Below are 25,835 nucleotides of genomic sequence, written 5' to 3'. Positions count from 1 at the left end.
CATGAGCGAGCGTTGCACGGGAGTACCCCTGGTCGAGGACCGGGGGAGAGGCGCGGGACGGTGCGCGGCGGGCGAGTGCGGGGCCGGGCGGAGCGAGGTTTCGGCATGAGTTGGCATCAGGAGCTGCTGGTCGGCTTCGACCTGGAGACCACGGGCACGGACGTCGAGCAGGACCGCATCGTCACCGCCGCTCTGATCCGGTTGGCGGGGGACGGCCGGGCGGTCGGGCAGCAGACCTGGCTGCTCGACCCGGGCGTGCCGATCCCCGAGGAAGCAGCGGCCATTCACGGCATTTCGACCGCATATGTCCGAGAAAACGGTCGCCCGCCGGCAGCCGCGATAGAGGAGATCACCGAGGCGCTGGCCGACGCCCTGCGCGCGAACATCCCGCTGGTGGTGATGAACGCCCGCTACGACCTCTCCCTCCTGGACCGCGAGTGCCGGCGCCATGGCATACGCACCCTGACCGAGCGGCTCGGGCACGCCCCCGCGCCGGTCATCGACCCGCTCGTCCTCGACAAGCACGTGGACCGCTACCGCAAGGGCAAGCGCGCTCTACAGGCGCTGTGCGGCCACTACGGCGTCCGGTTGGAGGGGGCGCACGAGGCGGGCGCAGACGCGGCCGCCGCGGCCGGCGTCGCCCGGCGCATCGGGGAGCGGTATCCGGCCGTCGCTCTGCCCTCGCCGCGCGCGCTGCACGCCCTTCAGGAGCAGGCCGCCGCCGAACAAGCCGCCTCGTTCCAGGCGTACTTGCGGCGCTCCGGCGATCCCCGGGCGGTGGTCGAGCCGGCCTGGCCGCTGATTCCGTACCAGGCGGGGGTCTGACCGGCACGGGCAGCGCCGGCCCCGGCGCGGAGCCGGGCCGGTGCCTCAGACCGCCGGGCTCAGAACGGGTACCACCGCACCGTCGCGTCCTTCTCGCGCAGTGAGGCGATCCGGCGCCGGAACTCCTTGTGCGCCGCCGCGTTACCGGGCGCGTGTTGGGAGACCCAGGCGCAGCTGGCCGTCTCCCGGGACCCACGGAGCACGGCACAGCCCTCCCAGTCCCGTACGTCCCATCCGTACACCGACACGAAGGTGTCGTAGGCGTCCGGCGCCAGGCCGTAGCGGTCCCGGCTCAGTGCCATCACGACCAGATCGTGTTCGCGCAGATCGGAGGAGAAGGTCTCCAGATCGACCAGCACCGGCCCGTCCGGTCCGACGTGGACGTTGCGGGCCAGCGCGTCACCGTGGATCGGCCCGCGGGGCAGATGCGGTTCCAGTGCGGTGGCGGCCGCCGCGAAGGCGTCCCGTCGGCCGCGCAGGTACTCCGCGTCCGATGCCGGCACGGCGTCGCCCGCCAGCCGCAGCCAGCGCTCGACACCGTCCAGCAATTCACGCCGGGGGAGCGTGAACGGCGGCTCCGGCAGGGCGTGGACGAGCTTCAGCAGCGCGGCGAGATCGTCCGGGCCGGCGGGGCGGACCGCCTCCGGCAGCCGTTCCCAGTAGGTCACGGGGTGCCCGTCCACCAGCGTGGCCACCGGCTCCGCGGCCCGTACGGCCGGCACGCCCTCGGCCGCCAGCCAGCGGGCCACACCCAGTTCCCGCTCGGCGCGCGCCAGGAGTTCGGCGTTGCGACCCACCCGTACGACCGGGCCGCGGTCGCCGAGGGCGAAGACGGCGTTCTCGCCCAGCGAGAGCAGTCGGGCGTCGGCCGCCGCATCCAACCGCCCGGCGGCGGCCAGTACGCCCCGGGCGCGCGCCTCCGTGAAGGGGACGGGGCTCGGTTCGGTCATGGTCATGCCTCCTGCGGTGCGCTGTGGCGACCAGTGTCGCAGGTCCGCGAGGCGCCTCCGGCGGGGCGATCCGCCCGGAATCCGCCAGGAATCCGGCCGGGACCTTGACTGCTGTGACGACCGTCACGACGATGACGCGAGCGGCGGGGGACGGGGGAGCGCGATGGCAGCAGCGTCGACGGCGGGAACACCGGGCGAGGAGCCCCTGTCGTGACGCTGGTGACCGCGCCGCGGCGGTCCACCGCGGCGGACGCGCGACGCACCGCCCGGCCCCGCGGCGACCACGGCGCATGGTTCCTGGTGCTCCCCGCGCTGATCCCGATCCTGGTCCTGAGCGTCGGGCCGCTGCTCTACGGCATCGGGCTGGCGTTCACCGACGCCCAGTCGGGGCGGACCCAGGCCGCCCGGTTCATCGGCCTGCTGAACTTCTCCGACCTGTTCCAGGACTCCCTGTTCTGGGACTCCTTCCGCATCGGTCTGGTGTGGGCCTTCGGCGTCACGGTCCCGCAGTTCCTGCTCGCCCTCGGACTGGCCCTGCTGCTCAACCTGAACCTGCGGCTGCGCTGGCTGGCCCGTGCGCTGGCGATCATCCCGTGGGCGATGCCGGAGGTCGTCGTCGGCATCATGTGGCGGCTGGTCTACCACGCCGACGCGGGCATCCTCAACGAGACGCTGCGCGGCCTCGGCCTGTCCGCGGCCGACGGTCGGGACTGGCTGAGTGGACTGGCCAGCGCGCTGCCCGCGGTCATCGTTGTCGGGGTCTGGGCCGGGATGCCGCAGACCACCGTCACCCTCCTGGCCGGCCTCCAGAGCGTGCCGCACGAACTGCACGAGGCCGCCGCCATGGACGGCGCCGGCGCCTGGCGCCGCTTCCGCGCGGTCACCTGGCCCGCCCTCAGACCCGTCGCGCTCGCCGTCACCGCGCTCAACTTCATCGGGAACTTCAACTCCTTCGCCCTGGTCTATGTGCTGACCGACGGCGGCCCCGGCGGCCGGACCCGACTGCCGATGCTCTTCGCCTACGAAGAGGCCTTCCGCTACGGGCAGTTCGGCTATGCGGCCACGATGGGCCTGGCGATGGTGGCGGTGATCTCGGTCCTGCTGGCCCTCTACCTGGTCGGCCGGCTGAAGGGGGATGACGACGCATGAACCGCCGCCCGAACCTGTCGCGCACCGCCGGCCGCACCGGCCAGTACGCCGCGCTCCTGGCCTACCTGCTCTTCCTCGCCCTCCCGTTCGTCTGGCTGCTCTCCACCGCCTTCAAGACCCCGCGCGAGCTGGCCCGCGTCCACCCCACCTGGATCCCCGAGGCGCCGACCCTGGAGAACTTCCGGCAGGCGTTCGCCCAGCAGCCGCTGCTGGCCGCCGCGGCCAACAGCCTGCTCGCGGCGGCCGCATCGGCGGTGCTCGCCATCGTGCTGGCGACCCCCATGGCGTACGTCCTGGCCCGCGTCCGCAACCGGCTCTCACGGGCGGCCACCGGCTGGGTCGTGGTCAGCCAGGCGTTCCCACTGGTGCTGGTGATCATTCCGTTGTTCCTGATCCTGAAGGGACTGCATCTGGTGGACTCCCGGTTCGGCCTGGTCGCGGTCTACGTGGTCTGGTCGCTGCCGTTCGCCCTGTGGATGCTGACCGGCTACGTCCGGGCCGTGCCGGTCGAGTTGGAGGAGGCCGCGGCCGTGGACGGCGCGGGCCGCCTCCGGACGCTCGCCTCGGTGACCGCGCCGCTGCTGGCACCGGGCATCGTCGCCACCGCGCTGTTCGCCTTCATCACCGCCTGGAACGAGTTTTTCTTCGCCCTGGTCCTGCTCAAGTCGCCGGAGAAACAGACGCTGCCGGTCGTCCTGACCCACTTCCTCGGGGCGGAGGGCGTCGCCGACCTCGGCCCGCTCGCTGCGGCCGCGCTGCTGGCCACCCTCCCCAGCCTCTTCCTCTTCGCCGTCATCCAACGGCGGATCACCGGCGGGATGCTCGCCGGGGCGGTGAAGAGCTGATGCGCGACGGCAACGGGGCGCTCCCGACGTCCGGCGTCCGCCGCCGCTCGCTGCTCGCGGCCGCCACCGCGCTGCCCGCCGCGGCCCTGCTGCCCGGGTGCTCATCGGGCGGCCGGCGCCGCTCGGCCGACGGCCGGATCACCCTGCGCTTCCAGTCGCTGGCCTGGCAGCGGGACTCCGTCAAGGCCACCACGCACCTGGTCGCGGAGTGGAACCGACGCCACCCGAAGGTCCAGGTGCGCTACGTCCAGGGCTCCTGGACCACCGTCCACGACCAACTCCTGACCTCCTTCGAGGGCGGCGAGGCCCCGGACATCATCCACGACGCCTCCGACGACCTCGCGGACTTCGCCTACGGGGGCGACCTCGCCGATCTCACGCCCCTCCTGCCACAGCGCCTCCGGCAGGACATCCCGGAGCAGAGCTGGCAGACCGGCACCTTCAACGGGCGGATCCACGGCGTCCCGTTCCTCCAGGAACCGCGGGTGCTGCTCGCGAACCGCGGTCTGCTGCGCCGCTCGGGCGTCCGTATCCCCACCCCCGAACACCCTTGGACCTGGCCGGAGTTCCAGGATGCGGCGCAGCGGTTGACCCGCGGCGCCGAGCACGGCGTCGCCTGGCCGCTGAAGGAGCCGGTCTCGGCCACCCTCAACCTCGCCCTGTCCACCGGTGGCCAGGTCTTCCACCGCCATCCCGACGGCACGGTGGAGGCCCGCTTCGACGCCGTCGACCAGGTCGTCCCCCGCCTCATCCACGACCAGGTGAACGTCGACCGCAGCGCGTCCCGTACGACGCTGGGGATGGGCGGATCGGACACCCTCCCAGGCTTCTTCGCCGGGCGCTACGCCATGGTGCCGCTCGGCTTCTCCTACCGCCAGCAGCTCGTCCAGCAGGCACCCGAGGGCTTCGACTGGACGGTGCTGCCGGCCCCCCGGGGCACCGGCCTCGACCAGGGGGTGAGCCCGCAGACCCTGTCGATCGCCGAGGACTGCCCGTACAAGGAGGAGGCGATGGCGTTCATCGACTTCCTGCTCCGGCCGCCGAACATGGTCCGGCTCGCCCTCGGCGACTGGATGCTGCCGACGGGGCAGGAGGCCCTGGCGGACCCGGCGCTACGGGTGGCGCGCCACGACTGGGCGACCGGCACCGCCCTCGCCGGCTCCCTGCGCTCCGCCCCCGCCCAGTCCGTGCGCGGCTACCCGGAGTGGAAGGACAAGGTCGCAACGCCGGGCCTCCAGGAGTACTACAGCGGCGCCATCGACCTGGACACCCTGCGGAAGCGGTTGGTCCGGGACGGCAACCTGGTGCTCGCGCGCTACCAGCGCTGAGGGATCGCCCGCCGCCGGTCGGCTGTGTTCATAAACGTTCATGAACGCGTGTAACTCTCTATTGCCTTTATGTAAACGGAGTTGAGTCACTCCACTTCAACTGGTCACCTTCTTTGACCAGTTCTGTGTGACTTCTGCAATTTTGCAGGATTGTTGTTTATCTCACACGGCGGGGTCTCGCTTGAATTGAACTCATCAATCAGACAGTGTTTCGAGCCAGCCCGACGCGGATTCTCCTGCGTCCACGGGCTGTTGGCGCAACGCCTTCCCCCCACATCACCAAACGAGGAGAACCCTCGCAATGGCTCACAAGCGTTCCAGCAAGAAGCGGCTCGTCACGGCGATAGCCGCAGCCGTCGCCGCAACTGGTATCGCCACTGTCACCGCGGTCACCGCGGGCGCCTCACCGGCCCCGGCCGAAGGCAAGATCTACGGAGCCGAGGCCAAGGGCGCCGTGAACGGCAGCTACATCGTCATGCTCAAGAAGTCCATCCGTACCGCGCAGAGCGGTGACCTTGCCGCCAAGTACGGCGGCAAGGTCAAGCGGACCTTCTCGTCCGCGATCGACGGCTTCTCGGCGAGCGGCCTGTCCGACGAGGAGGCCAAGCGCCTCGCCGCCGACCCGGCCGTCGACAAGGTCGTCCAGAACAAGAAGTTCCACATCGACGCCACCCAGGACAACCCGCCGTCGTGGGGCCTGGACCGCATCGACCAGACGGACACCAAGGGCGACAAGAAGTACAACTACCCCGACAGCGCGGGTGAGGGCGTCACCGCGTACGTCATCGACACCGGTGTCCACATCAGCCACAAGGACTTCGGTGGCCGCGCCTCGTACGGCTTCAACGCCGTCGACGGCAGCGACAAGGCCGAGGACGACAACGGCCACGGCACCCATGTCGCCGGCACCATCGGCGGCGAGGCGCACGGCGTCGCCAAGAAGGTCAAGATCGTGGCCGTCAAGGTCCTGGACGCCCAGGGCTCCGGCACCACCGAGCAGGTCGTCGCGGGCATCGACTGGGTCACCAAGAACCACAAGGGTCCCTCGGTCGCCAACATGTCCCTCGGTGGTGGCGTCGACGAGGCGCTCGACGCGGCCGTGAAGAAGTCCATCGACGCCGGTGTCACCTTCGGTGTCGCGGCGGGCAACGAGTCCTCCGACGCCGGTCAGAGCTCCCCGGCGCGAGTGAAGGAAGCCATCACGGTGGCCTCCAGCACCGACAAGGACGAGCAGTCCGACTTCTCCAACTACGGCAGCGTGGTGGACCTCTACGCCCCGGGCTCCGACATCACCTCGGACTGGAACACCGGCGACGACGCCACCAAGACCATCTCCGGCACGTCCATGGCGACCCCGCACGTCGTCGGTGCCGCCGCGGTCTACCTGGCGGACCACAAGGACGCCAAGCCCGCCGACGTGGAGAAGGCGTTGACCGACGGTGCCACCCCCGACAAGATCAGCAACCCGAGTCAGGGCACGCCCAACAAGCTGCTGAAGGTCGTCGAGTAACCACCTCGCCCCGTCAGCTCCACACGCCGGCCGTCGCGCTCGCCCCCACGGGGCGCGGCGGCCGGCGTCGTTGCGTGCCGACCCGTGTAGACACTGTCTACGCGACCTGGTAGACAGTGTCTATGAGTGAACGCGCACCTGCCCCCGCACCCGACCCCGCACAAGACCCTGGCCTGCGCACCCGGTTGGTCGAGGTCGGCATCGAACTGGTCACCGCAGAGGGCGTGCAAGCGCTGTCCCTGAGGGAGATCGCCCGCCGGGCCGGGGTCTCCCACGGCGCCCCGCGCCGCTACTTCCCCACCCACCTGGACCTGCTCTCCGCCATCGCCCGCCGGGGCTTCGCCGCATTGGGCGCCCAGGTCGCGGACGCGGTCGACGGCAGCCAGGCGGGCCCGCGCGCCCAGTTGACGGAGCTGGGCCGGCGCTACCTCGACTTCGCGCGGGACAACCCCGGCATGTACGAGCTGATGTTCCGCCATGACCTGTTGGAGAGCCATCGGCTCGGCCTCCGGGAGACCAGCATGCCGCTCTTCCGGGTCCTGATCGACCTCGTCACCCGAGTACGGCCGCCGTCCGGACGGGAGCCGCAGGCGGTGGCGGGCGCCCTGTGGGCGAACCTGCACGGCATCGCCCAACTGTGGGGCTGGGGAAGCCTCCAGCTCGCGACCGGCGCCGACGACATCGAACCGCTGCTGCACGCCGCACTCGACGCACACCTCGGACCGGAGGGGCGATGAGCACCCTCCGCCACCGACGCCTCACGCTCGTCGGGAGCATCACCGGGGCCGTGATCGTCGCCCTGGACGGCACCGTGCTGACCGTCGCCCAGCCCACCCTGCAACGGGATCTGCACGCCTCGTTCGTGCAGGTCCAGTGGTCCAGCACCGGCTATCTCATCGCCGTGGCCAGCCTGCTCGTCTTCGCCGGCCGGCTCGGCGACCGGTACGGCCACCAACGGGTCTTCGCCCTGGGGAGCCTGGGATTCGGGGCCGCTTCCGCCGGCATCGGCCTGGCGCCCGGCGTCGGCTGGGTGATCGGCCTGCGCGTCGCCCAAGGCGTCTTCGGGGCGTTGCTCCAGCCGGCGACGCTGGGGATGCTGCGCGCCGCGTACCCGCCCGACCGGCTCGGTATGCCCATCGCCCTGCGGACCAGCGCCATCGGGCTGTCCGCCGCCGCGGGCCCGGTCATCGGCGGTGCGCTCGCCGCCCAGTGGGGCTGGCGGGCGGTCTTCTTCCTGAACGTGGTGCCGGCGCTGGCGATCGGCCTACTGGCTCTGGCGGTGCGCATACCGGTGGCCACCGACGGCCCGGCCATCAGCCCGGCCGCCAGTCCGGCCGCCAGCCGGGCCACGCCTCGCCGACCCCAGCTCGACCTGCCCGGCGCCGGCCTGCTCGCGCTCACCCTGGTGTGCCTGGTCCACACCCTCGTCGCCGTCCCGGAGACCGGCTGGACCGCGATCACCGTGCCGGGATCGGTCGTGGCGGCGGTGGCCTGTGGCGCGTTCGTCCGCCACGAACGACGCACCGCCGGCCCCCTGATACCCCCGAGCGTCCTCGGGGCAGGCCCGGTCGCCCCCGCACTCGCCGTCCTTCTGTCGGCATCGGCGGCGCTGTTCGGCACGCTCTTCGTCAGCACCTACTTCCTACAGAACGTCCTGCGGCTGGACCCGCTCCAGAGCGGCCTGCGGGTGCTTCCGCTGGCCGTGATGATGGTGCTCAGTGCACCGCTGTCGGCCGTGGTTCAGCGCCGGTACGGCCCGCGCCGGACGGCCACGGCAGCGATGGCCCTCCTCGGGGCGGGCATCCTCGTCCTCTCCCAACTGGACCGCTCGGCAACGGTGTTGGCGCTCTCCGCGGGCTTCCTCCTGCTCGGCGCCGGCTTCGGCACCGTGATGGTCACCGCGACCGCCGTGATCGTGCGCCATGCTCCGGTCGAGGACGCGGGCGTGGCCGGCGGGCTCCAGCAGACCGCGATGAACATCGGCCCGACACTGGGCGTCGCCACGGCCACCATGCTGGCCGGCCTCACCCCGGCCAGGGCCGCCACGCTCTCGGCCCTGGCGGCCGTCGCCGCCCTCGGCGCCCTGGCCGCACTCCGCCTCCCCACCTCCCGGACCGCCAACCTGCCACGCACGTCGCGCAGTTATCCACAGGAGGTCGCCTCCGCAACCACGCCGGACGCCCCCTCGCTACCGTCGGTGACATGCACGGAGGACTGCCGTTCATCGGCATCAGCACCATCGTCTACGCCCTGATCGGGCTGCTCACCGTCGTGGCCAGCGCGATCCGCACCAGAGGGGGAACGCACCATGCACACCGCCACCGCCACCGTCCCGGGGCGTGTCATCACACTCCCGTCGTTCGCACGGAGGGCAGGGCCTGGCGCCTGTTCCCGACGAGGAAGCGGTGACGGAGTCGGGGCGGGCGACGCGGTCCGCCGAGGGGGCGTCGTGCCATGACATCGATGAGACGGGGCGCCGAAGCGCCGGCGAGGCTTTCGGGACGGGAGCAAGAGCAAGGGTCCCTCCCTCATGCGAGGAAGGGACCCTTCGTGGAGCGCCCGGCAGGCCTTGCACCTGCATCTCCCACCGGTTGGTGGACGTCTTTCCTTGGACCACAGACGCGCGACTCCGTCCCGGAGGACCGGAGCTTCATCATGATCATACACGATTTCCGGAGTGGCTTGTTCCTGCTCTTCGGGCCTGCCCGACGCCGGGGGATGCGGCCTGCGGCGCGGCAGTATCCCGGTGCGGAGGCGCGCTCGCCACCGTTTTGAGGAAGGTCCGCCCGTCCCAGTGGCAATCTGACTGCTCGCCAACTCCCTTACGGCATATGCCGATACGCTCCCGCGGGTCGTCCTACGATCTTCTATTCCCACGGGTTGAGGGTGCTAATGGTCCGGAAGAAGTCGTTGCCCAGATTGCCTTCCGTGGCGGTGTACGCGTGGTGCATACCAGTAGTCGTGGCCGTGATCTTGGCAAGTCTGATCTCGCCCCCGGCGCTCACCGCGACGGTATGGGTCGGCGTTACGGCCGTGATCGCGGTGGCCGGCGCGGCAGGCGTGGCCGCACACCGGAGTCAGCAGTTCGTCGATGTGCAGCAGGCCGCCCAGGCGCACAGGACTGCGGTGGCGCGGCAGCAGGAGGCGACCGCACGGCTGGCCGACAACCTGGTGCCGGACATGCTGATGCGCATGCGTCTGAACGAGGCTCCCGAGGAGGTTCTCAACTGGCTCAAGGCACGGTGGGCGGACTCGTACCGCGGTCTGCCCCCCGAGTTCCAGGCAGCCCACTGGTCGGTGCTGCGCACGGTGATCGATGCCGTGGACGCCGAGGAAGGACTGAGGGACTCGGCGCAGCGGTCGCTGGTGAACCTCTCCCGGCGGGTGCAGGCCATCGTGCACCAGCAGGCCCAGGAACTCCGCGAGATGGAGGACCGCCACGGACGGTCTCCCGGTGTGTTCGGTGACCTGCTACGGATCGACCACAACACCGCGCTCATCGGCAGGCTCGCCGACTCCATCGCCGTCCTCGGCGGTGCCCGGCCGGGCCGCCAGTGGAACCGGCCGGTGCCGCTCTACAGCGTGCTGCGTGGTGCGATGTCCCGGATCGTCGGCTACGAGCGGGTCGACCTGAGCCCTGCCACGGACGTCGCCGTCATCGGTCCCGCCGTCGAGCCGTTGATCCACGCGCTGGCCGAGATGCTGGACAACGCGACGCGCTACTCGCCGCCCCACACCCGTGTCCACCTGACGGCGGCGGAGGTGCAGTCGGGGATCGCGGTGGAGATCGAAGACGGCGGTGTGGGCATGAGCGAGCCGGCCCGTCGACGGGCCGAGCAGATGCTCGAACAGGCGCAGCAGGGCATCGACCTGGGCGACCTGGGCGAGAGCCCGCGGCTCGGTCTGGCCGTGGTGGGCAGGCTCGCTCAGGCCTACGGGTTTCAGGTATCCCTCCGCAAGTCCGCCTACGGCGGTGTACGGGCGGTGCTGATCGTCCCTCAGCAGTTGATCACCACTGTCGCCGAGGCTTCGGGTGTGGCGCACGGGATCGGCACCTTTTCCGGCCCCCGGGTGGCCAGCCCCTCGCAGCCGCTGCTCCCGCGCCAGGCCGCACGGCCGCAGGCGGCGATGCGCGACACCGACACGTCGCCGGTGGTCGAACGCACCGCGAACGGTCTTCCACAGCGGCGGCGCAGAACGCGCGTCGTCGAGCCGGAGGCACCGGTCGGCCGTACACAGCAGGCGGAACCAGGACCACAACGGGCGCCGGGAGAGTGGCTGGTCGCGTTCAAGGACGGCCTGACGGGCGACGGCAACAGCGGTAGCGATGACGCCGCCGCGCCGAGAGGAGAACAGTGAATCAGGGTCAGGCCAACCTGGACTGGATGCTCAAGGATCTGGCGGAGAGCGTGCCGCAGACCCGCAACGTCGTGGTGTTGTCCGCGGACGGGCTGCGCATGGGGCAGCACGGCGGCGACACCGACGCGGCGGACCGCCTGGCCGCCGCCTGTTCGGGGCTACAGAGCCTGGCGAGTGCGGTGGGTGCCGAGCTCCCGCAGGCGGGCAGGATGAAGCTGGTGGTCATCGAGATGGAGGGTGGGTTCTTCTATCTGATGGCCGCCGGCGCGGGGGCCTACCTCGCGGTTCTGGCCGACGAGGGCGTGGACGCCGGCTTGATGGGGCAGCGCATGCGGGACCTCATCATCCGCCTCGGAGAACACATCACGAGCCCGCCCCGCAGCGACGGGCCGGCAAGGTGAGCGTTTCGGACCAGGACGGGATGGATGAGCTCCCCGAGCGCCTCTACGTCATCACCGGCGGCCGCTCATCCGCCTCCAACCGCCTTGACCTCGTGACGCTGATCATTGCCAGGACCGGTCCGACGGTGGGGATCCAGCCCGAGCACGCAGCGATCCTGCGGCTGTGCCAGTCCCCGCTCTCGGTGGCCGAGATATCCGCCTACACCGGCCTGCCGGTGAGCGTTGTCACCGTATTGATCAGTGATCTTCTGGACGAGCAGCGGGTGCTCACGCGTGCACCTGTGCCGCCCGCAGAGCTCCCCGACATCTCACTTATCGAGAAAGTGATCGATGGACTTCAAAAACTCTGAGCCCGCGCTCACGGCGCCGCTCAGTGAGGAACGGCTGCCGCACACGGCGTCGGCCGCGGTCAAGATCGTGGTGGTGGGCGGCTTCGGGGTCGGGAAGACGACCCTGGTCGGCTCGGTGAGCGAGATCCGGCCGCTCACCACCGAGGAGACGATGACCCAGGCGGGCGTCGGCATCGACGATCCCGCGGGCGTGGAGCGCAAGACGGCAACCACGGTCGCGATGGACTTCGGCCGGATCAGCATCACCGACGAGCTGGTCCTGTACCTGTTCGGCACCCCCGGGCAGGAGCGGTTCTGGTTCCTGTGGAACGGTCTGTTCGAAGGGGCCCTGGGGGCCGTGGTGTTGGTGGACACCCGCCGCTTGGAGGTCAGTTTCGATGTGATGGGACGCCTGGAGGAGAGCGGAGTACCCTTCGTCGTCGCGGTCAACTCCTTTGCGGGTTCCCCGGTGTACTCGTTGGACGAGCTCCGTGCCGCTCTCGACCTTCCCTCGGGTGTGCCCCTGCTGGCCTGTGATGCCCGGCGCCGTGACTCCAGCCGCGACGTCCTGATGACCCTCATGCACTACCTCCACTCGCTCGTTGTAACGGAGACCTCATGAGCACGCCTCCCCTCCCGCCGCCGGGGTGCCCGGCCCACGGCCTCGGCCCGTACGGTGTACAGCGCCTCTACGGCGCGGATGCCGAGCGCGACCCGATGGCCCTGTACGAGAAACTCCGCGCGGAGCACGGCACGGTGGCGCCCGTTCTGGTACACGGAGACCTGCCGGCCTGGCTGGTCCTCGGCCACAGCGAGAACCTGGAGGCGGCCCGCAACCCCAGCCGCTTCGCCCGTGACCCGCGCTTCTGGCGCGCCGCGCAGGAGGGCACGGTGGTTCCCGAGGAACATGCGCTGGGACCGTTGGTGACCTGGTGGCCGGTGATCAATTTCAATGACGGTCCGGTGTTCGAGCGGTTGCGAGGCGCGGTGCTGGAGTCCCTCCAGCGCTTCGACCGGCGCGGGATCCGCCGTTATGTGATGCGCTTCGCCAACCAGTTGATCGACGACTTCGTGCTGAACGGCCGGGCCGACCTCGTGACGGAGTTCTCCAGCCAGTTGCCGATGCTGGTGATGACGCAGCTGATCGGAGCACCGGAGGAACACGGCCCCAGGCTCGTCCGGGCGGTCCCCGACATGCTGGAGGGATCGGAGAGCGCCCTCGAAAGCGATCAGTACGTCACGGGCATGCTGCACCAGCTCGTGGAGATCAAGAAGGCCGAACGCGGCCACGACCTCACGTCCTGGCTGCTGGACCACCCCGCGGAGCTGACGGACATCGAGGTCCTGGCGCACGTCCGGGTGGTCCTGGTCGCGGCCTACGCGACCACGGCCAATCTGATCGCGAACACGCTGCGCATGGTGCTCACCGACCCACGCTTCCGCGCGAACCTCTCGGGCGGCCGCATGACGCTGCCGGACGCGCTGGAGCAGGTGCTCTGGGACCAGCCCCCGATCAACACGGTGCTGGGCCGCTGGGCGACGGCGGACACCGTGTTGGGCGGACAGGAGATCAAGCGCGGCGACATGGTGCTGCTCTCCCTGGCGGCGGGCAACGTCGACCCCGAGATCCGCCCGGACCTGTCCCAGCCGGTCCACGGCAACCGCTCCCACCTGGCGTTCAGCGCCGGCACGCACGAGTGCCCCGGCCAGGACATCGGCCGTGCCATCGCCGACACCGGCATCGAGATGCTGCTGGCGCGCCTGCCCGACATCGAGTTGACCGTCGAGGACTCCGAGCTCCGGCGCCGGGGCACGTTGATGTCCCAGCAACTCGTGGAACTTCCGGTGGCGTTCACCCCCAAGCGCCCCGGCGCCGCGGCCCCCGTCGCGGACTCCGCGCCCGGTCCGATGCCGTCCTCGGTGTCCGCCACGGCCGCTCAGACGGCGCCACCGGCCCGTCCCCGGCGGCCGTGGCTGGCGCGCCTGCTGCGCCGGCGCTGAACCCGATCCCCGGAGTGATGAGGGCCCGCAGGTCGTCGCTGCGGGCCCTCACTCATGCCGTGTACAACCGGTGTCCGGGACGGCTCACCGTTCCAGCTGCTGCCACCACCAGGACAGTGCCGGCACCGGAGGTGGCTCGGTGCCCGGAACACTCGGGGTGTCGCTCCAGACGATCCCGAACGACGCCCCTTCGACGGGCAGTTCGTTGCGGTTGCGGGGACTGGCGTAGCGGGGAGCGAGGTTCTGCCATGCGATGCTGCCGGCGATGTAGTCCTCCAGCGCGTGGAGGTAGCGGCGCAGCGGTTCGTCCGCACCCCGCGCGAGCTGCGCGCGCAGCCTCACGAAAAGCGTCATCACCCGGTCCCGCAGGCCGACCGCCTCGGCGAGGGCGTCCCGGGGCGCACAACCACGCTCGTGGGCAAGGACGTTGACCAGGTTCTGTTCCCAGGGCTCCTGGTCGTCGTCCTTGTTGTAGGAGAAGAGGTCGTTGTCGGCGCTGACGATGAATCCGGCCGCGTCGGTCAGGGCCTGGACCGGGGCCGCGTAGAGGTCGTCGGGCGGGAGCCGGATCTCGTTCGCCGCATCGGCCCATGTGAGGCTGAACCGGGTGCCGTTCGCCAGCGCTCCGAGGCCGGCGTAGTCGTTGAGACTCGGCATCGTGCCGCGTTCCGCGTTGGCGGTGCGCCAGCCGGCTCCGATCAGCCAGTCCCGGGCCCCCTCCGTGAACCTGCGGAGCTGGAACGGCGTGAGCAGGTCGCGGGTGCGGGTGACGAGGTCGTCGAGGGCCGCCGTGAGCGGCCCGGGAGGAAGCAGGGCGGAGCCGGGCGCCTCCAGGGCCCGGGCGAGTCGGGCGCCGTGGTCGGTGATGTCGACGGTGCTGGCGCTCACGGGCCCGGAGTCCTGCCAGTCGTCGATCGCGTTGGCCCAGTAGTTCCACAGGGTGAACGTCAGCACGTGCTCGACCTCGCCGAACGGAATGATCCGGCAGGAGAAGTCGGCGCTGTGGGTGGCCAGACCCCAGGCGCGCTCGGTGGCATCGGGATAGATGCCGAAGGCGTCGACCCACTCCGTGGCCCACTGCTCGATCTCTTGTGCCTTGGGGTGTAGGGAGGCGTCGAAGGGGCAGAAGAACGGCGGGAGTTGCCAGCCGATGCGGGAAGGATGACCGTGTTCGAGGATCATGATCGGCCGCCTCCTAGTCTGAAGAGCAGGAGCCGGGTCTCGACTGCGTGGTCACGCCAGATGCGGAACAGCTTGCCGTGCGCGATGGCGCTCTCCTGAAGCCGCTCCCGGGACCACGAGGCGGGTGGTCCGCCTTGCTCTATGCGGGTCAGCTCGGCGGTGTTCCACGCCATGGACTGCAACCAGAACTCGCTGACGCCGTCCGTGACGTCCTCGTCCTGCTCCAGCTCGAAGCCCGCTTCCTTCGCGGCGCTGATGTACTCGGTGAGGGTGCCCAGTCGCGTCTTGTAGTAGCCGTTGATCCAGTCGACCCATTCGGGACGGCAGATGAAGTGCTCCTGGATGCCGAACCAGCCACCGGGTCGCAGGGCTCGGGCCACGACCTGGAACAGCCGTTCGCGGTCCATGTAGCCGGAGCTCTCGTTGGCGTACGCGGCGTCGTACCGGCGCTCCTCGGACAGGTCGTGGATGTCCCCCAGGCGTACGGTGACGCGCTCGCTGACACCGGCCTCGCGGGCGAACGCCCCGATGACCTCGACGTGCTCGGCCGCGACGGTGAGGCCGGTCACCCGTGCGCCGTGTTCCTGGGCCCAGTAGAGGGCGCCGCCGCCCAGTCCGCAGCCGATGTCGAGCAGGTGTGCCGGGGACGGGCTGCCGGACCCCCACGAGCGGGCCGCGTGGTCCACGATCGCCTCCTGGGACGCGACGATCCGGCGTTTGAGGACGCGCTGGGGGACGGTCGTGTTGAGCCGGACGACCGGGTCGAAGAGGCCGACGTGGAAGTGCACGCGCGGGCCCGGGCCGTATTTGTGGAGTATGTCGGCCGTCTTCCGTCGGTAGTACCGCGGCACCGCGGCCTCGTCGAACGTCTGGCCAGCCGTTCTCGGTCGAACGGCTAGGCCGTCTGGTGTCTTCATGGACTCTCCGGGGCGTACTCGGGTAGGGGGGTGGGAGACCGGTCGACACTGCCCAAAATTGGCCATGACAATTCCGCTTTGAATCATTGCGCCGTCAGGCGATACTCATTCGTGATCGCGGAGTTGCGCGCTGTACCGGTGCCCAGGTGATTCAACTGCACGGGGCCCGGCCGCGTTACTGTGGCGCCGGTGACGACAGTGAGCATTGAGCCAGGTGTTGACTGTCTGCCGGCAGGTGGTTCCCACAGCCTCCACGTCCAGAATGTGGCTGGGACACCCGTTTCGCGCGAACCGGTGGAGTGCTGTTGCGGCGTCCAGCGTAGTGATTTCGCGCGTCAGGGGAAGGCTTGGAACCGTCGCAGGGGGCCGGCCCCGACTCTCCGAAGCCCGGCCCGCGGCTTCGCTGTGACGGCTTTCACCACCCCAACCTGCCCATGTCCTCGGCGGATTGGGAGGATCCGGGAGATCAGCCGGCCTGGCTGGCGGCCCGCAGCGGGCATCCGGTGCCGATGCGCGCGTCGAGGTCGGCCCGCAGGGCGGCGAGTTCGGCCATCCGCGCGTCGATGACCCGGATCTTCTCCTCGAACAGCGCGGACAACGCCTCGGCGGAGTCCGGCGCGTCCCGCAACTCCGCACCGTGGCGGGCGATTTCGGCCAGCGAGAAGCCGAGCGCCTGCGCAGTGCGGACGTAGTGCAGCCAGATCACCGTCTCCGGCGGGAAGTCGCGGTAGCCATTGGCCAACCGTCGACCGGTGACGAGACCGATCTTCTCGTAGAAGCGAATGGTGTCCCTGGACGTGCCCGCCTGCGCGGCCAGTTCCCCGATGCGCATGCCCCTCCACCGGACCGTGGACTTGACCTTGGAGAGTACTCCACTGTTTACCGTGAGGCGTCGCTGCCGTGAGACCAGCAGGAGCCTCGTCATGATCCGTCCGTACGCCCCTTCCCGCGTCGCCTATCTACGCCTCGTCCGCGCGAGTGCCTGGTACGACCTCGTCGTCACCGCGGGTTTCGCGACGCCGTGGACGTACCCGCTGCTGCACGACGTGCTCTCGTCGCTGGGCAGCGCGTTCGATCTGGGCGCCCTGCCTCCCCTCGACCCGATGCAGATCCTGTACGCGAATCTGATGGGTTCGGTCGTGGTCGTCTGGGCACTGCTGCGGATCATCAGGCCACTGCCGGTGCACGGACTGCTGGACGGCGTCGCGCGCACGCTGTTCGCCCTGTGGCAGGCGTATGCGCTGGCCCACGGTGCGACGCGGGTGCTGTGGCTCTTCTTCGCCGTGGAGGCGGCGTTCGGTGTCGTTCAGCTGCTGCCGTGGGCGCGGGCGCGACGCGGTGACCTCGACGGCTTCGCCGGCACGCACAGCCAGGCGAGGCCTGCGGCGATCAGGTAGGCGAGCGCGCCGGCGGCCATGCTGACGTGCAGCCCCGCGCCGTAGTCGGTGGCCGTGGCGAGCAGGGTGCCGCCGAGTGCCACGCCGGTGGCGCTGCCGATCTGGCGGGTGGTGTTGAACAGGGCGGACGCGACGCCCGAGTACCCCGGGGGCGCGGCGCCCATCACGGTGGAGGTCGAGCCGGTGAGGGCGAAGGAGGTGCCGAACCCCGCGGCCATCATCGGGGCCACCAGCAGCGGATAGGGCGGATCGGTACCCGCCGCGGCCCAGCCCGCCAGCCCCAGGGCGGCCAGGAGCATGCCGGAGACCACGAGCGGACGATCACCGGTGGTACGGGTCAGCCGCCCGGACAGGACGGAGGCGAACATGGTCATCGCCACCGCCGGAAACAGGGCCGCCCCTGTGCCCAGGGCGCTGAAACCGCGCTGGTGCTGGAAGTCCAGGCTGGCGGTGAACACCATGCCGTAGAAGCCGAAGTTGAACAGCAGCCCGATCGCGGCTCCGCCGCTCGTCGCACGCGAGCGCAGCAGGCTCGGCGGCAGGGCAGGGGACCGGGCCAGCCGCTCGCGCACCACCAGCGCGGCCGCGGCCAGTGCGGACAGGCCCAACCCGGTGAGCACGGCCGGATCGGACCAGCCCCGACGCCCGGCCTCGTTGAGTGCGGCCGTCAGCAGCGCCACCGTTGCCACGACCGCGCACTGCGCCGGCCAGTCCAGGGCCCGGGCGGCGTGCCGCGGTGAGGGCGCCACATGGCGCACCGTCAGCACCAGGCAGGCCACGCCGACCGGCAGGTTGATCAGGAACACCCACCGCCAACCCGCGGTGGAGACCAGCAGCCCGCCCAGCAACGGTCCGGCGGAGGCAGCGATGCCCGCCATCGAACCCCACAGCCCGAAGGCCCGTGAGCGTACGGCGGGCGCCGGGTAGGCCTGCTGGAGCAGGGCCAGCGAACCGGGCACGATCAGCGCCGCGCCGAGCCCTTCCACCAGCCGGGCGGCAACCAGGAACGGAGCGCTGGGCGCGAGCGCGCACGCGGCCGAGGACACGGTGAAGGTGGCCACGCCCGTGCAGAAGACCCGACGGTTGCCCAACCGGTCGCCCAGCGCCCCACCGGTCAGCAGGAACCCGGCGAAGACCAGGGTGTACCCGTCGGTGATCCACTGGATTCCGGTGAGCGACGCCGACAGGTCCCGGCCCACCACCGGGACGGCGACGTTGATGATCGTCACGTCCAGGATCACCATGAAGTACCCGGCGCACACCGCCAGCAGCGGGGCCGAGGACCGTCGCCCGGATCGCCGGGTCGACTCAGGAGGGGGTGCGGACCCACCGCCACCACTGCCACCGGCCGCGTCCGCGCACTCCACGTCGCCCACTCCGTCCCGTCCGCGGAGGACCTCCACCACACAGCACAGTAAGGTGCAAAAGGTCCATATCGCGGGAACCGGGCTGGCTCACCCTGTCACCGGTGGCCCGGCGGGCCCGATCGCGTTCGGGCGGCTCGCCCGGCGTGCTCTCAGGCGATTCCGCGCTTGGCGCGTTCGGCGTCGATGAACTCGTCGGTGAGTTCCTCCGGATCCACCGTGTACCCGGGGTCGTGGAGGTCGTCGTAGTCGTCCCCGCTGAGGGGCAGGCCGAGCTCGGCGAGCTGGGCGGAGAGGACGGCGAACGCGGCCTGTTCGTCGGGCTCGTCCTGGTACTGCGCGATGTCGGCGGCGCACGCCTCGGCGAGGGTGCTGCCGGCCATGCTCCAGTAGGTGAACTCGGTGTCGAGCTCGATGAGGGGCCAGGGGGCGTCCGCCGGTTCGTCGGGGTGCAGCCAGTAGCCGATCCAGCCCTTGCCACCCTCTGCGACGAGCTTGACGTACGCGGCCATCTTCGCGGCTCCGGCGTTGATGGCCTGCATTTCGGGGTCGGCGAGCTCCTTTTCGTTGAGATAGCCGGTGTCGAGGAGCGGGTGCAGCTTCCCGGATTCGAAGAGGGTGATGCCGAGCAGGGCGCAGAGTTCGGTGCGGCCCTCCCACTGCGCCACCAGCATCGTGCGCAGGTCGTCGGGTATCGGCCGGCCGTCCAGTCGCTCGCGGGAGAACTCTGCGAGCCGCTCTTCGAACATGGTCCCTCTTCACCGATCGAGGCAGATGACGGGACGACTCTAACGGCATCCCCGCTGCGCCTCCCATGTGGTTCCGGAGGTACCCGGTCCGGCCACGACGCGGCGACCGAGGCGAGGGACGGGGCCGAGGGCACGTCGTAACCACCCATGCCATACGGCCGAGTTGGTAATCCGTACCGGGTCGTCGACCTGTAGGCGGAGTCGCTCCTCGTTCGCTCGGCGGACCGGGCCGGTCCTCCGGCAGGAAGCGGGCGGCATCGGCCCCGGACAGCATGGCGACCATGACTGTTGATGTGGTTGACGCGTGCGTCGGTCTGCTCCGCCGCACGGTGTTCAGGCCCGCCCGGCCGGCGCCCGCGGGACTCGTCGTACGGCTGGCCGTGGGCCTGGCGACCGCCGGGATGCTGGTGTACGCCGGGCAGAAGGTGTACATGGCGGTGCGTGGCGAGATCGGCATGCCCGGGAGCCCGGCCCCTGACTCCGTGCAAGCACAGTTCACCGACGCCGCGTTCGCCCAGGCGGTCAACGCCTCGCTCGGGGTGGTGGCGGCGTTGGTGGCGTCGGCGACCGTCATGCGGTGGGGATCCCGCATCCCGCGGTGGATGCTGCTCTGCGCCCTGGCGCTCGCCTTCGTCATGCAGTCGCTCGGGGCGGCGATCACCGTCCGGCGTGCGGGCCTCGGTCCGGCGCACCTCGGCGGGGGCGCTGTGCTCGACGTTCTGTGGGGCGGCAGCCAGCTCGCGGCATGGCTCGTGCTGACGGTGTCCTATTTCGCGCGTACGCGCAGGACCGGCATCCGCCCGACCAACGGGAGCGCTCCGGCGGCCACCTCTCGCGTGCGGCCGGCAGCAGCCTATGGAGCCTTCGCCTGCTCGCTCGCCTACGGTGCGATGAAACTCGACTGGGCATGGGGCGGTGAATTCCTGATGAGGCAGACCCCGTTGCCCCGTGCCGCCGGGGAGGACTTGCTGCGCCACGCCTCCGGCGCGGTCGTGCAGCACTGGGCTTCCGTGGCGCTGGCCCTGGTGGGCATGGCGGCCGCGCTCCACCTGTCCGGCCGCTTCCGGCCGCACGGGAAGGTCCGCCGCGGGGCGCTGCTGATGGGCGCCTGGGCGGGGTGCGCGCTCATGGTGCTGCGTGCGGTCGGGGCCCTGGGCTACGGGTTCGTCAACGACCTGCGCGTGTTGACCGACCCCGCTCTGGTCCCTCCGGCATTCGCGGATCTCGCGCGCTCCCACGCCCTTTGGGACCTCGTCCTGTGGTCGCCGTACTGGCTGCTGTTCGGCGTGTGCTGGGGTGTTGCGGCCCTGCGGTACCGACGCCGGGCAGCCGCGGGGGGCAACTCGGCCGCTGTCGAAGCCCGTTATCCACAGGAGGCTTCCTCCGGAACCGCCTGAGGGGCGATCCCGCTACCGTCGGTGACATGCACGGGGGCTGCCGCTCAGGAGCGTCAGCACCATCAGCCACGGCCTGATCGGCTCGACCGTCGTCGCGGTCGGCGCGATCCGAACCACGGGGGAGTTCCGACATGCACACCATCACCGTCATCGTGCCTGCGCACAACGAGGAGGAAGGGTTGCCGGCCACGCTGGAGTCACTCGCACGGCAAACGGTCCGGCCCGACCGCATCCTGGTCGTCGACGACGGGTCCACGGATCGCACGGGCGAGGTGGCGGCATCACATGGCGTGACCGTATTACGCCCGCCCCGCAACCTCGGCAGCAAGGCCAAGGCGCAGAACCACGCCCTTCCGCACTGCACCACCGATCTCGTGCTCGCCGTCGACGCCGACACCGTGCTGGCGCCGGACTACATCGAGACCGTCGTTCCGGTCTTCGACGACCCGGCCGTCTCGATCGCCGCCGGCACGGTCCGCACCCGCCACACCCGCACGGTTTGGGAACGCGGACGCTCCACCGAGTACCTCTTCGGCTTTCACTGGCACCGCCCCATCCAGGCCCGCGCCAACAGCCCCATGGTGTGCTCCGGTTGCTGCTCGGTGTTCCGGCGCGACGACCTGGTCGCCTTCGGCGGGTTCCCCGAGCGGACCGTCGTCGAGGACATGGACTACACCTGGTCCCAGCAGATCGCCGGTCGCCGCGCCGTCTACGTATCGGACGCCGTCGCCCTCGCCGCCGACCCTGAAGACCTCACCTATCTGCGCAAACAGGTCTGGCGCTGGATGGCCGGGTTCTGTCAGAACGTCCGCCTCCACTGGGGCCGTCTGATCACCCACAAGCCGCTGCTGGCGCTCTGGGTCCTGCTGGCCCTCTTCGAGATCGTCAGTGCCCCGCTGTGGTGGGCCACCCCGTTCCTGGCCGCCGCGACCACCGATCAGCCGCTCGCCGTGACCGTCACCTGGTGGGTCGCGACCGACCTCCTGCTGACCCTCCCGCCCCTCCTCTACGCCGCGCACCGCCGCAGACTCCGCCTCTCCGGAGTGCTGTTGAACGTCCCCTGCGTCTACGCCACCAAGGCCGTCAACCTCGTCTACGCCTGGAAGGCCCTGGTCGTGGAGTTGCTGCTCGTGCCGCTGCATCTGTCGCGCGGGCTGACCGTCTATGAGAAGGGGCGGGCCGACACCCCGCCGGGACGGGTCGCGGCCGCGGGGGCGGGGTGACCTCCGATGCCCCTCGGCTGCCGCCTTGGACGACGGTCTGGCTGCGCACCACGGCCGGCTGACACCCGGGTCCGTCCGGCGCCGGCCGTCGGACGGGCCACCCCGCCGGCAGCGGCGGCCGTCCCTCAGGCGGTCAGGGCCGACAGCTCCCCGTGGGCGCCCGCCAGCACCGACTGGTCGTACCGGCGCAGCAGCAGCCGGGCCAGCTCGGGGGCGTCGCCCAGAACGGGCGCGAGGACGTCGGCCCGGGCCTCGCGGGCCCCGGCGACGATCCGGTCCGGCAGGAAGCCGGGTGCGATGACGTACGGGGCGACCGCCACCCGGTGTACGCCCTCGGCCCGCAGGGCCCGCACGGCGTCGGCCGTGCGGGGCAGAGATGCGGAGGCGAACGCAGGTCGCACGGCACACCAACCAGCGGTGTGCCGCCACTCCCGCGCGATTTCAGCGATCACTGCGATCGCCTCCGGGTCGGAGGAGCCCGCCGAGGCCAGCACGACCCCGGTCGAGCGACGGTCGCCGGGCCGTAGCCCGGCCTCGGCCAGCCGGCGCTCCAGCGCGCCGGTCAGGAGGGGAGACGGGCCGAGCACCTCGGCCTGGCGGACGGTCAGCCGCGGCAGTCGTGCGGCGGCCTCCCGCAGTACCGCCGGGATGTCGGACTTCGCGTGGAAGGCCCGCGTGAGCAGCAGCGGCAGCGCCACCACGTCCCCAACCCCCTCGGCCGCCAGGCGCTCCAGCACTCGGGGCACCCGGGGCGCGTTGAAGTCCAGATGGCCGACCTCGACGCGCAGCCCCGGCCGCAGCGTCCGGACCCGTGCACAGAGCGCGGACACGGTCGCCGCGTGCCGCGGGTCGCGGCTGCCGTGGGCGACGACGAGGAGAGTGGGGCGTGGGTCCATGGCGCGGTCCGAGGTCAGCTCTTGACGAGGAGGCCGCGGCTGCGCAGCACCCGTCGCTCGATCGGGGCGAAGATCAGCAGCTCGATACCGATGCCGACGACGAGGATCAGCAGGATCGCGGCGAGCACCCAGGACATGTCCTGGAGTTCGCGGCCCTGCTCCAGCAGCTGGCCCAGTCCGGTGCCCAGATCGGCCGCGTTGACGATGAGTTCGGCGGCCATCAGCGAACGCCAGGAGAACGCCCAGCCCTGCTTGAGACCGGCGAGGTAGCCGGGCAGCGCGGCCGGCAGCAGCACATGCCGCACCCCGGCCAGCCCGGTCGCACCGATGGTGCGACCGGCCCGCAGGTAGAGCGGGGAGATCTGGTCGACGCCCGCCACCAGGCCGTTGGCGATGGACGGGATGGCGCCGAGCAGCACCACCGCGTAGATCGTGGCGTCGCTCAGCCCGAACCAGATGATCGCGGCCGGGACCCAGGCCACGGACGGCAGCGACTGTAGACCGCTCAGGATCGGCCCGATCGCGGCCCGCACGGCCTTGACCCGGGCGACGATCAGCCCGAGGACCGTACCGATGGCCACCGAGGCGAGAAAGCCCAGGGCGCCGCGGGAGACGCTGGTCCACACGAAGCCCAGCAGGGTGCCCTCCAGCCACTTCTGCTGGAGCGAGTGGGCGACGTCCACCGGGCTCGGCAGCAGATAGTGCGGCTTGAGCTCGAAGTGGTAGGCGAGCTGCCACAGGGCCAGCACGATCGCGATGGCGACGAGCGGCGGGAAGGTCTTGGACGCGGCGGTGCGCAGCCACGGCTGCCGGTCGACGACCGTGGACTCCAGGGCGTCGAGGCCCGCCTCCAGACCGGCGATGTCGCCGCCGGCACCGCCCTTGGCGACGGGAGCGTCGGGGGTTGCCGAGGCGTCGCCGGCCGGTGCGGCGGCGGACTCGGCCCGGGTCTCAGTGCTGGCCATGGCGGCGGATCTCCCCACGGAGCTGTTCGGTGATCTCGATGGACAGGTCGGCGACCGCGGCGTCCTCGATGCGTCGCGGCTGCGGGATGTCCACCCGCCACTCGCGGGCCACCCGACCCGGACGGGACGACAGCAGCACCACCCGCTGCGCGAGGCGCGCGGCCTCCCGCACGTTGTGGGTGACGAAGAGGACGGAGAGGTTGGTCTCGGTCCAGATGCGCGTCAGCTCGTCGTGCAGGACGTCCCGGGTGATCGCGTCCAGCGCGGCGAACGGCTCGTCCATCAGCAGCAGTTGGCTGTCCTGGGCGAGGGCCCGGGCCATGGCGACGCGCTGCCGCATCCCGCCCGACAGCTCGTGCACCCGCTTGCCGTACGCCCCCTTGAGCCGGACGAGTTCGAGCAGCCGCTCGGCCTCGCCCCGGCGCTCGGCGCGCGGCACCCCGCGCAGCCGCAGCGCCAGTTCGATGTTGCGCCCCGCGGTCAGCCACGGGAACAGCGCGTGTTCCTGGAACATCAGGGCCGGCCGGCCGCCGGGCGTCTCGATGGTGCCGGCGGACGGCGCGTCGAGGCCGGCCACGAGGTTGAGCAGGGTGGACTTGCCGCAGCCCGAGGCCCCCAGGAGGCAGACGAATTCGCCGGGTGCCACATCGATGCTGATGTCGTCCAGCACCTGCTGTTGTGCGCCCGGTCGACCGAACGACTTCGACACATGGTCGATCCGAGCCGCGTACGGCACGGTGGTGTCCGTGTCCGCCGTGGCGGGCTGCTGCTTCGTGAGCGTGGTGGTCGTCATCGGTGTCACCTCCTGGGGAGTGCGGTGCGGACTACTTGCTGCCGAGCCCGGCGTCGTCGACCGGCTGCTTGCCCTCGGCCTTGAGCACCTTGTTCAGCAGCGTGAGGTCGTAGATGCCGTTCAGGTCGGGCGCCTTCAGCAGGCCCGCCTTGACGGCGTGGTCCGCCTCCTCCTGGAGGGTGGCGGCCAGCGGGTCATCGGTGATGTCGATGTTCTTGAACGCCGGGTCGAGCACCTTGTCCGGCAGCGCCTTGCCCGCGATCTGGGGGTCGGCGAGCTTGTCGTTGAGCGCCTGCTTGGCCTCGGCCGGGTGCGACCGGATCCATTCGTTGGTCCTCACCGAGGCCCGCAGCACCGCCTCGACGGCCTTCGGGTGCTCCTTGAGGAACGTCTGGGAGACGATCACGTTCGTGATGACGAACTTGCCGTCCTTCCACAGCTTCTTCTCGTCCAGGATCGACTTGCCGCCGGCCGCGACGAGCTTGGAGGCGGTGGGCTCGGGCACCCAGGCGCCGTCGATGGAGCCCTGCTGGAACGCGGTCGGCGTCACCTTGTTGTCGGTGCGCTGGACGGTGACGTCGCCCTTGCCGGTGGTCGCGTCGACCTGGTAGCCCTTCTCGGCCAGGAAGTTCAGCAGCGCCACGTCCTGGGTGTTGCCCAGCTGCGGGGTCGCGATGGTCTTGCCCTTGAGGTCGTTCAGCCCCTTGATCTTCTTGGGGTTGACGACGAGCGAGACGCCGCCGGAGGCCGAACCAGAGATGATCTTCAGGCTCTTGCCGTGCGACTTGGCGTAGCCGTTGATCGCGGGGGAGGGGCCGATCCAACCGATGTCGATGGCCCGCGAGTTGAGCGCCTCGATCTCCGCCGGGCCGGCGTTGAAGACGGAGGACTTCACGGCCGTCCCGCCCAGTTCCTTCTGGAACAGGCCCTTCTGGAGACCGATCAGCGGGGTGGCGTGGGTGGTGTTGCCGAAGAACCCGATCTTCACCTGATCGAGCCCGTCGATCTTCGCGCCCTTGGGGGCGACATTGGCCGCGGCGTCCTTCTTCGCTTCGGAACCGTAGCCGCAGGCGCCCAGCGCGCCGATGAGCACGGGGACGGTGACGGCGGCCGCCAGCAGGCGGTGTCGAACGGCAGACACGGGAGGAGTTCCTCTCGGAGGGCCGGGGCTGTTCGCGCCCTCTACGGCGCGCCCGGCGGAGCGATGGATCTTCGGAAGGGTGGTGTGGGGGAGGCGGAGTCGAGCATCGTCAGC

At 70.7% G+C, this 25,835-nt stretch carries 25 protein-coding genes; 15 read left to right on the top strand and 10 right to left on the bottom strand.

The window, feature by feature from the left end; translation table 11 throughout:
* Positions 1 to 105: 105 nt before the first annotated feature.
* A complete protein-coding gene (locus AB0C96_RS14150; RefSeq protein ID WP_362917051.1) occupies positions 106 to 825 on the top strand; it encodes an exonuclease domain-containing protein in 720 nt (239 codons plus the stop codon).
* Between the two features lie 59 nt (positions 826 to 884).
* Here the strand turns inward: AB0C96_RS14150 and AB0C96_RS14145 are convergent, their stop codons facing one another.
* On the bottom strand, positions 885 to 1,775 hold the full coding sequence (locus AB0C96_RS14145; protein ID WP_362917049.1) for an aminoglycoside phosphotransferase family protein: 891 nt from the start codon (positions 1,773 to 1,775) through the stop codon (positions 885 to 887).
* Positions 1,776 to 1,985: 210 nt separating this feature from the next.
* Between AB0C96_RS14145 and AB0C96_RS14140 the strand changes: the two genes are divergently transcribed.
* The 11 genes from AB0C96_RS14140 (at position 1,986) to AB0C96_RS14090 (ending at position 13,697) form a co-directional block, all read left to right on the top strand.
* Entirely contained in the window at positions 1,986 to 2,924 is a 939-nt protein-coding gene (locus AB0C96_RS14140; RefSeq protein WP_362917047.1) for a sugar ABC transporter permease, read from the top strand.
* Positions 2,921 to 3,769, top strand: a complete 849-nt coding sequence (locus tag AB0C96_RS14135) for a carbohydrate ABC transporter permease (protein WP_362917045.1) — start codon at positions 2,921 to 2,923, stop codon at positions 3,767 to 3,769. The genes AB0C96_RS14140 and AB0C96_RS14135 overlap by 4 nt, the downstream gene beginning before the upstream one ends.
* Positions 3,769 to 5,097: an extracellular solute-binding protein gene (locus tag AB0C96_RS14130; protein WP_362917043.1), complete on the top strand. Its 1,329-nt coding sequence runs from the start codon at positions 3,769 to 3,771 to the stop codon at positions 5,095 to 5,097. Before AB0C96_RS14135 ends, AB0C96_RS14130 begins: the two co-directional genes overlap by 1 nt.
* 301 nt (positions 5,098 to 5,398) lie before the next feature.
* Positions 5,399 to 6,607 carry a S8 family peptidase gene (locus AB0C96_RS14125; RefSeq protein WP_362917041.1) on the top strand — a complete coding sequence of 403 codons (1,209 nt, stop codon included), beginning with the start codon at positions 5,399 to 5,401 and terminating at the stop codon, positions 6,605 to 6,607.
* Positions 6,608 to 6,729: 122 nt separating this feature from the next.
* Positions 6,730 to 7,344 (top strand): TetR/AcrR family transcriptional regulator, encoded by a 615-nt coding sequence (locus tag AB0C96_RS14120; RefSeq protein ID WP_362917039.1) that lies wholly within the window; start codon positions 6,730 to 6,732, stop codon positions 7,342 to 7,344.
* The gene (locus AB0C96_RS14115; protein ID WP_362917037.1) at positions 7,341 to 8,861 is read left to right on the top strand and encodes an MFS transporter; all 1,521 of its coding nucleotides are present in this window, start codon (positions 7,341 to 7,343) and stop codon (positions 8,859 to 8,861) included. Before AB0C96_RS14120 ends, AB0C96_RS14115 begins: the two co-directional genes overlap by 4 nt.
* A gap of 638 nt (positions 8,862 to 9,499) precedes the next feature.
* Positions 9,500 to 10,966, top strand: coding sequence for an ATP-binding protein (locus tag AB0C96_RS14110; protein ID WP_362917035.1), 1,467 nt, complete (start codon positions 9,500 to 9,502; stop codon positions 10,964 to 10,966).
* A 26-nt stretch (positions 10,967 to 10,992) separates the two neighbouring features.
* Positions 10,993 to 11,367: a roadblock/LC7 domain-containing protein gene (locus AB0C96_RS14105; RefSeq protein ID WP_362917112.1), complete on the top strand. Its 375-nt coding sequence runs from the start codon at positions 10,993 to 10,995 to the stop codon at positions 11,365 to 11,367.
* 20 nt (positions 11,368 to 11,387) lie between these two features.
* On the top strand, positions 11,388 to 11,717 hold the full coding sequence (locus tag AB0C96_RS14100; protein WP_362917033.1) for a DUF742 domain-containing protein: 330 nt from the start codon (positions 11,388 to 11,390) through the stop codon (positions 11,715 to 11,717).
* Positions 11,698 to 12,318, top strand: coding sequence for an ATP/GTP-binding protein (locus tag AB0C96_RS14095; protein ID WP_362917031.1), 621 nt, complete (start codon positions 11,698 to 11,700; stop codon positions 12,316 to 12,318). The genes AB0C96_RS14100 and AB0C96_RS14095 overlap by 20 nt, the downstream gene beginning before the upstream one ends.
* On the top strand, positions 12,315 to 13,697 hold the full coding sequence (locus tag AB0C96_RS14090) for a cytochrome P450 (protein WP_362917029.1): 1,383 nt from the start codon (positions 12,315 to 12,317) through the stop codon (positions 13,695 to 13,697). The genes AB0C96_RS14095 and AB0C96_RS14090 overlap by 4 nt, the downstream gene beginning before the upstream one ends.
* 84 nt (positions 13,698 to 13,781) lie before the next feature.
* Here AB0C96_RS14090 and AB0C96_RS14085 read toward each other — a convergent pair whose 3' ends face one another.
* The 3 genes from AB0C96_RS14085 to AB0C96_RS14075 all read right to left on the bottom strand — a co-directional run bounded on the left by AB0C96_RS14085 (position 13,782) and on the right by AB0C96_RS14075 (position 16,628).
* Positions 13,782 to 14,879: a hypothetical protein gene (locus tag AB0C96_RS14085; RefSeq protein WP_362917027.1), complete on the bottom strand. Its 1,098-nt coding sequence runs from the start codon at positions 14,877 to 14,879 to the stop codon at positions 13,782 to 13,784.
* A complete protein-coding gene (locus tag AB0C96_RS14080; protein WP_362917025.1) occupies positions 14,876 to 15,796 on the bottom strand; it encodes a methyltransferase domain-containing protein in 921 nt (306 codons plus the stop codon). The genes AB0C96_RS14085 and AB0C96_RS14080 overlap by 4 nt, the downstream gene beginning before the upstream one ends.
* A 466-nt stretch (positions 15,797 to 16,262) precedes the next feature.
* Positions 16,263 to 16,628, bottom strand: a complete 366-nt coding sequence (locus tag AB0C96_RS14075; protein WP_362917023.1) for a MerR family transcriptional regulator — start codon at positions 16,626 to 16,628, stop codon at positions 16,263 to 16,265.
* Between the two features lie 91 nt (positions 16,629 to 16,719).
* On the opposite strand from AB0C96_RS14075, the gene AB0C96_RS14070 reads away from it, so the two are divergent.
* Positions 16,720 to 17,193 (top strand): hypothetical protein, encoded by a 474-nt coding sequence (locus AB0C96_RS14070; protein ID WP_362917021.1) that lies wholly within the window; start codon positions 16,720 to 16,722, stop codon positions 17,191 to 17,193.
* On the opposite strand, the gene AB0C96_RS14065 is transcribed toward AB0C96_RS14070, so the two are convergent.
* The gene (locus AB0C96_RS14065; protein WP_362917110.1) at positions 17,103 to 18,437 is read right to left on the bottom strand and encodes an MFS transporter; all 1,335 of its coding nucleotides are present in this window, start codon (positions 18,435 to 18,437) and stop codon (positions 17,103 to 17,105) included. The two genes, AB0C96_RS14070 and AB0C96_RS14065, sit on opposite strands and share 91 nt — an antisense overlap.
* 272 nt (positions 18,438 to 18,709) lie before the next feature.
* Positions 18,710 to 19,306, bottom strand: a complete 597-nt coding sequence (locus tag AB0C96_RS14060) for a hypothetical protein (RefSeq protein ID WP_362917019.1) — start codon at positions 19,304 to 19,306, stop codon at positions 18,710 to 18,712.
* A gap of 281 nt (positions 19,307 to 19,587) precedes the next feature.
* Here AB0C96_RS14060 and AB0C96_RS14055 point away from each other — a divergent pair, with 281 nt between their 5' ends.
* A complete protein-coding gene (locus AB0C96_RS14055) occupies positions 19,588 to 20,703 on the top strand; it encodes a DUF3995 domain-containing protein (RefSeq protein WP_362917018.1) in 1,116 nt (371 codons plus the stop codon).
* 131 nt (positions 20,704 to 20,834) lie between these two features.
* Positions 20,835 to 21,926 (top strand): glycosyltransferase family 2 protein, encoded by a 1,092-nt coding sequence (locus tag AB0C96_RS14050; RefSeq protein ID WP_362917016.1) that lies wholly within the window; start codon positions 20,835 to 20,837, stop codon positions 21,924 to 21,926.
* A 125-nt stretch (positions 21,927 to 22,051) separates the two neighbouring features.
* Here the strand turns inward: AB0C96_RS14050 and AB0C96_RS14045 are convergent, their stop codons facing one another.
* From AB0C96_RS14045 to AB0C96_RS14030, 4 genes are read right to left on the bottom strand one after another with little or no spacing between them, the layout of a single operon-like run.
* A complete protein-coding gene (locus tag AB0C96_RS14045) occupies positions 22,052 to 22,822 on the bottom strand; it encodes a sirohydrochlorin chelatase (RefSeq protein WP_362917014.1) in 771 nt (256 codons plus the stop codon).
* 14 nt (positions 22,823 to 22,836) lie between these two features.
* Entirely contained in the window at positions 22,837 to 23,787 is a 951-nt protein-coding gene (locus AB0C96_RS14040; RefSeq protein WP_362917012.1) for an ABC transporter permease, read from the bottom strand.
* Positions 23,774 to 24,580 (bottom strand): ABC transporter ATP-binding protein, encoded by an 807-nt coding sequence (locus AB0C96_RS14035; protein ID WP_362917010.1) that lies wholly within the window; start codon positions 24,578 to 24,580, stop codon positions 23,774 to 23,776. Before AB0C96_RS14035 ends, AB0C96_RS14040 begins: the two co-directional genes overlap by 14 nt.
* 31 nt (positions 24,581 to 24,611) lie before the next feature.
* The gene (locus tag AB0C96_RS14030) at positions 24,612 to 25,721 is read right to left on the bottom strand and encodes an aliphatic sulfonate ABC transporter substrate-binding protein (RefSeq protein ID WP_362917008.1); all 1,110 of its coding nucleotides are present in this window, start codon (positions 25,719 to 25,721) and stop codon (positions 24,612 to 24,614) included.
* Positions 25,722 to 25,835: the final 114 nt, after the last annotated feature.

It is taken from the genome of Streptomyces sp. NPDC048506 (assembly GCF_040651315.1).
GTDB lineage: Bacteria > Actinomycetota > Actinomycetes > Streptomycetales > Streptomycetaceae > Streptomyces.
The sequence above is the reverse complement of the archived record's forward strand: the minus strand, read 5'-3'. Positions and strand labels throughout refer to the sequence as shown.

Excerpts from the sequence above, each read along its gene's own strand:
- AB0C96_RS14050 (WP_362917016.1), top strand. The coding sequence starts at position 20,835 with ATGCACACCATCACCGTCATCGTGCCTGCGCACAACGAGGAGGAAGGG.
- AB0C96_RS14035 (WP_362917010.1), bottom strand. The coding sequence starts at position 24,580 with ATGACGACCACCACGCTCACGAAGCAGCAGCCCGCCACGGCGGACACG.
- AB0C96_RS14130 (WP_362917043.1), top strand. The coding sequence starts at position 3,769 with ATGCGCGACGGCAACGGGGCGCTCCCGACGTCCGGCGTCCGCCGCCGC.
- AB0C96_RS14105 (WP_362917112.1), top strand. The coding sequence starts at position 10,993 with ATGCTCAAGGATCTGGCGGAGAGCGTGCCGCAGACCCGCAACGTCGTG.
- AB0C96_RS14150 (WP_362917051.1), top strand. The coding sequence starts at position 106 with ATGAGTTGGCATCAGGAGCTGCTGGTCGGCTTCGACCTGGAGACCACG.
- AB0C96_RS14060 (WP_362917019.1), bottom strand. The coding sequence starts at position 19,306 with ATGTTCGAAGAGCGGCTCGCAGAGTTCTCCCGCGAGCGACTGGACGGC.
- AB0C96_RS14065 (WP_362917110.1), bottom strand. The coding sequence starts at position 18,437 with ATGGTGATCCTGGACGTGACGATCATCAACGTCGCCGTCCCGGTGGTG.
- AB0C96_RS14090 (WP_362917029.1), top strand. The coding sequence starts at position 12,315 with ATGAGCACGCCTCCCCTCCCGCCGCCGGGGTGCCCGGCCCACGGCCTC.
- AB0C96_RS14085 (WP_362917027.1), bottom strand. The coding sequence starts at position 14,879 with ATGATCCTCGAACACGGTCATCCTTCCCGCATCGGCTGGCAACTCCCG.
- AB0C96_RS14120 (WP_362917039.1), top strand. The coding sequence starts at position 6,730 with ATGAGTGAACGCGCACCTGCCCCCGCACCCGACCCCGCACAAGACCCT.
- AB0C96_RS14115 (WP_362917037.1), top strand. The coding sequence starts at position 7,341 with ATGAGCACCCTCCGCCACCGACGCCTCACGCTCGTCGGGAGCATCACC.
- AB0C96_RS14125 (WP_362917041.1), top strand. The coding sequence starts at position 5,399 with ATGGCTCACAAGCGTTCCAGCAAGAAGCGGCTCGTCACGGCGATAGCC.
- AB0C96_RS14145 (WP_362917049.1), bottom strand. The coding sequence starts at position 1,775 with ATGACCGAACCGAGCCCCGTCCCCTTCACGGAGGCGCGCGCCCGGGGC.
- AB0C96_RS14135 (WP_362917045.1), top strand. The coding sequence starts at position 2,921 with ATGAACCGCCGCCCGAACCTGTCGCGCACCGCCGGCCGCACCGGCCAG.
- AB0C96_RS14100 (WP_362917033.1), top strand. The coding sequence starts at position 11,388 with ATGGATGAGCTCCCCGAGCGCCTCTACGTCATCACCGGCGGCCGCTCA.
- AB0C96_RS14080 (WP_362917025.1), bottom strand. The coding sequence starts at position 15,796 with ATGAAGACACCAGACGGCCTAGCCGTTCGACCGAGAACGGCTGGCCAG.
- AB0C96_RS14075 (WP_362917023.1), bottom strand. The coding sequence starts at position 16,628 with ATGCGCATCGGGGAACTGGCCGCGCAGGCGGGCACGTCCAGGGACACC.
- AB0C96_RS14095 (WP_362917031.1), top strand. The coding sequence starts at position 11,698 with ATGGACTTCAAAAACTCTGAGCCCGCGCTCACGGCGCCGCTCAGTGAG.
- AB0C96_RS14040 (WP_362917012.1), bottom strand. The coding sequence starts at position 23,787 with ATGGCCAGCACTGAGACCCGGGCCGAGTCCGCCGCCGCACCGGCCGGC.
- AB0C96_RS14055 (WP_362917018.1), top strand. The coding sequence starts at position 19,588 with ATGACTGTTGATGTGGTTGACGCGTGCGTCGGTCTGCTCCGCCGCACG.
- AB0C96_RS14070 (WP_362917021.1), top strand. The coding sequence starts at position 16,720 with ATGATCCGTCCGTACGCCCCTTCCCGCGTCGCCTATCTACGCCTCGTC.
- AB0C96_RS14045 (WP_362917014.1), bottom strand. The coding sequence starts at position 22,822 with ATGGACCCACGCCCCACTCTCCTCGTCGTCGCCCACGGCAGCCGCGAC.
- AB0C96_RS14110 (WP_362917035.1), top strand. The coding sequence starts at position 9,500 with ATGGTCCGGAAGAAGTCGTTGCCCAGATTGCCTTCCGTGGCGGTGTAC.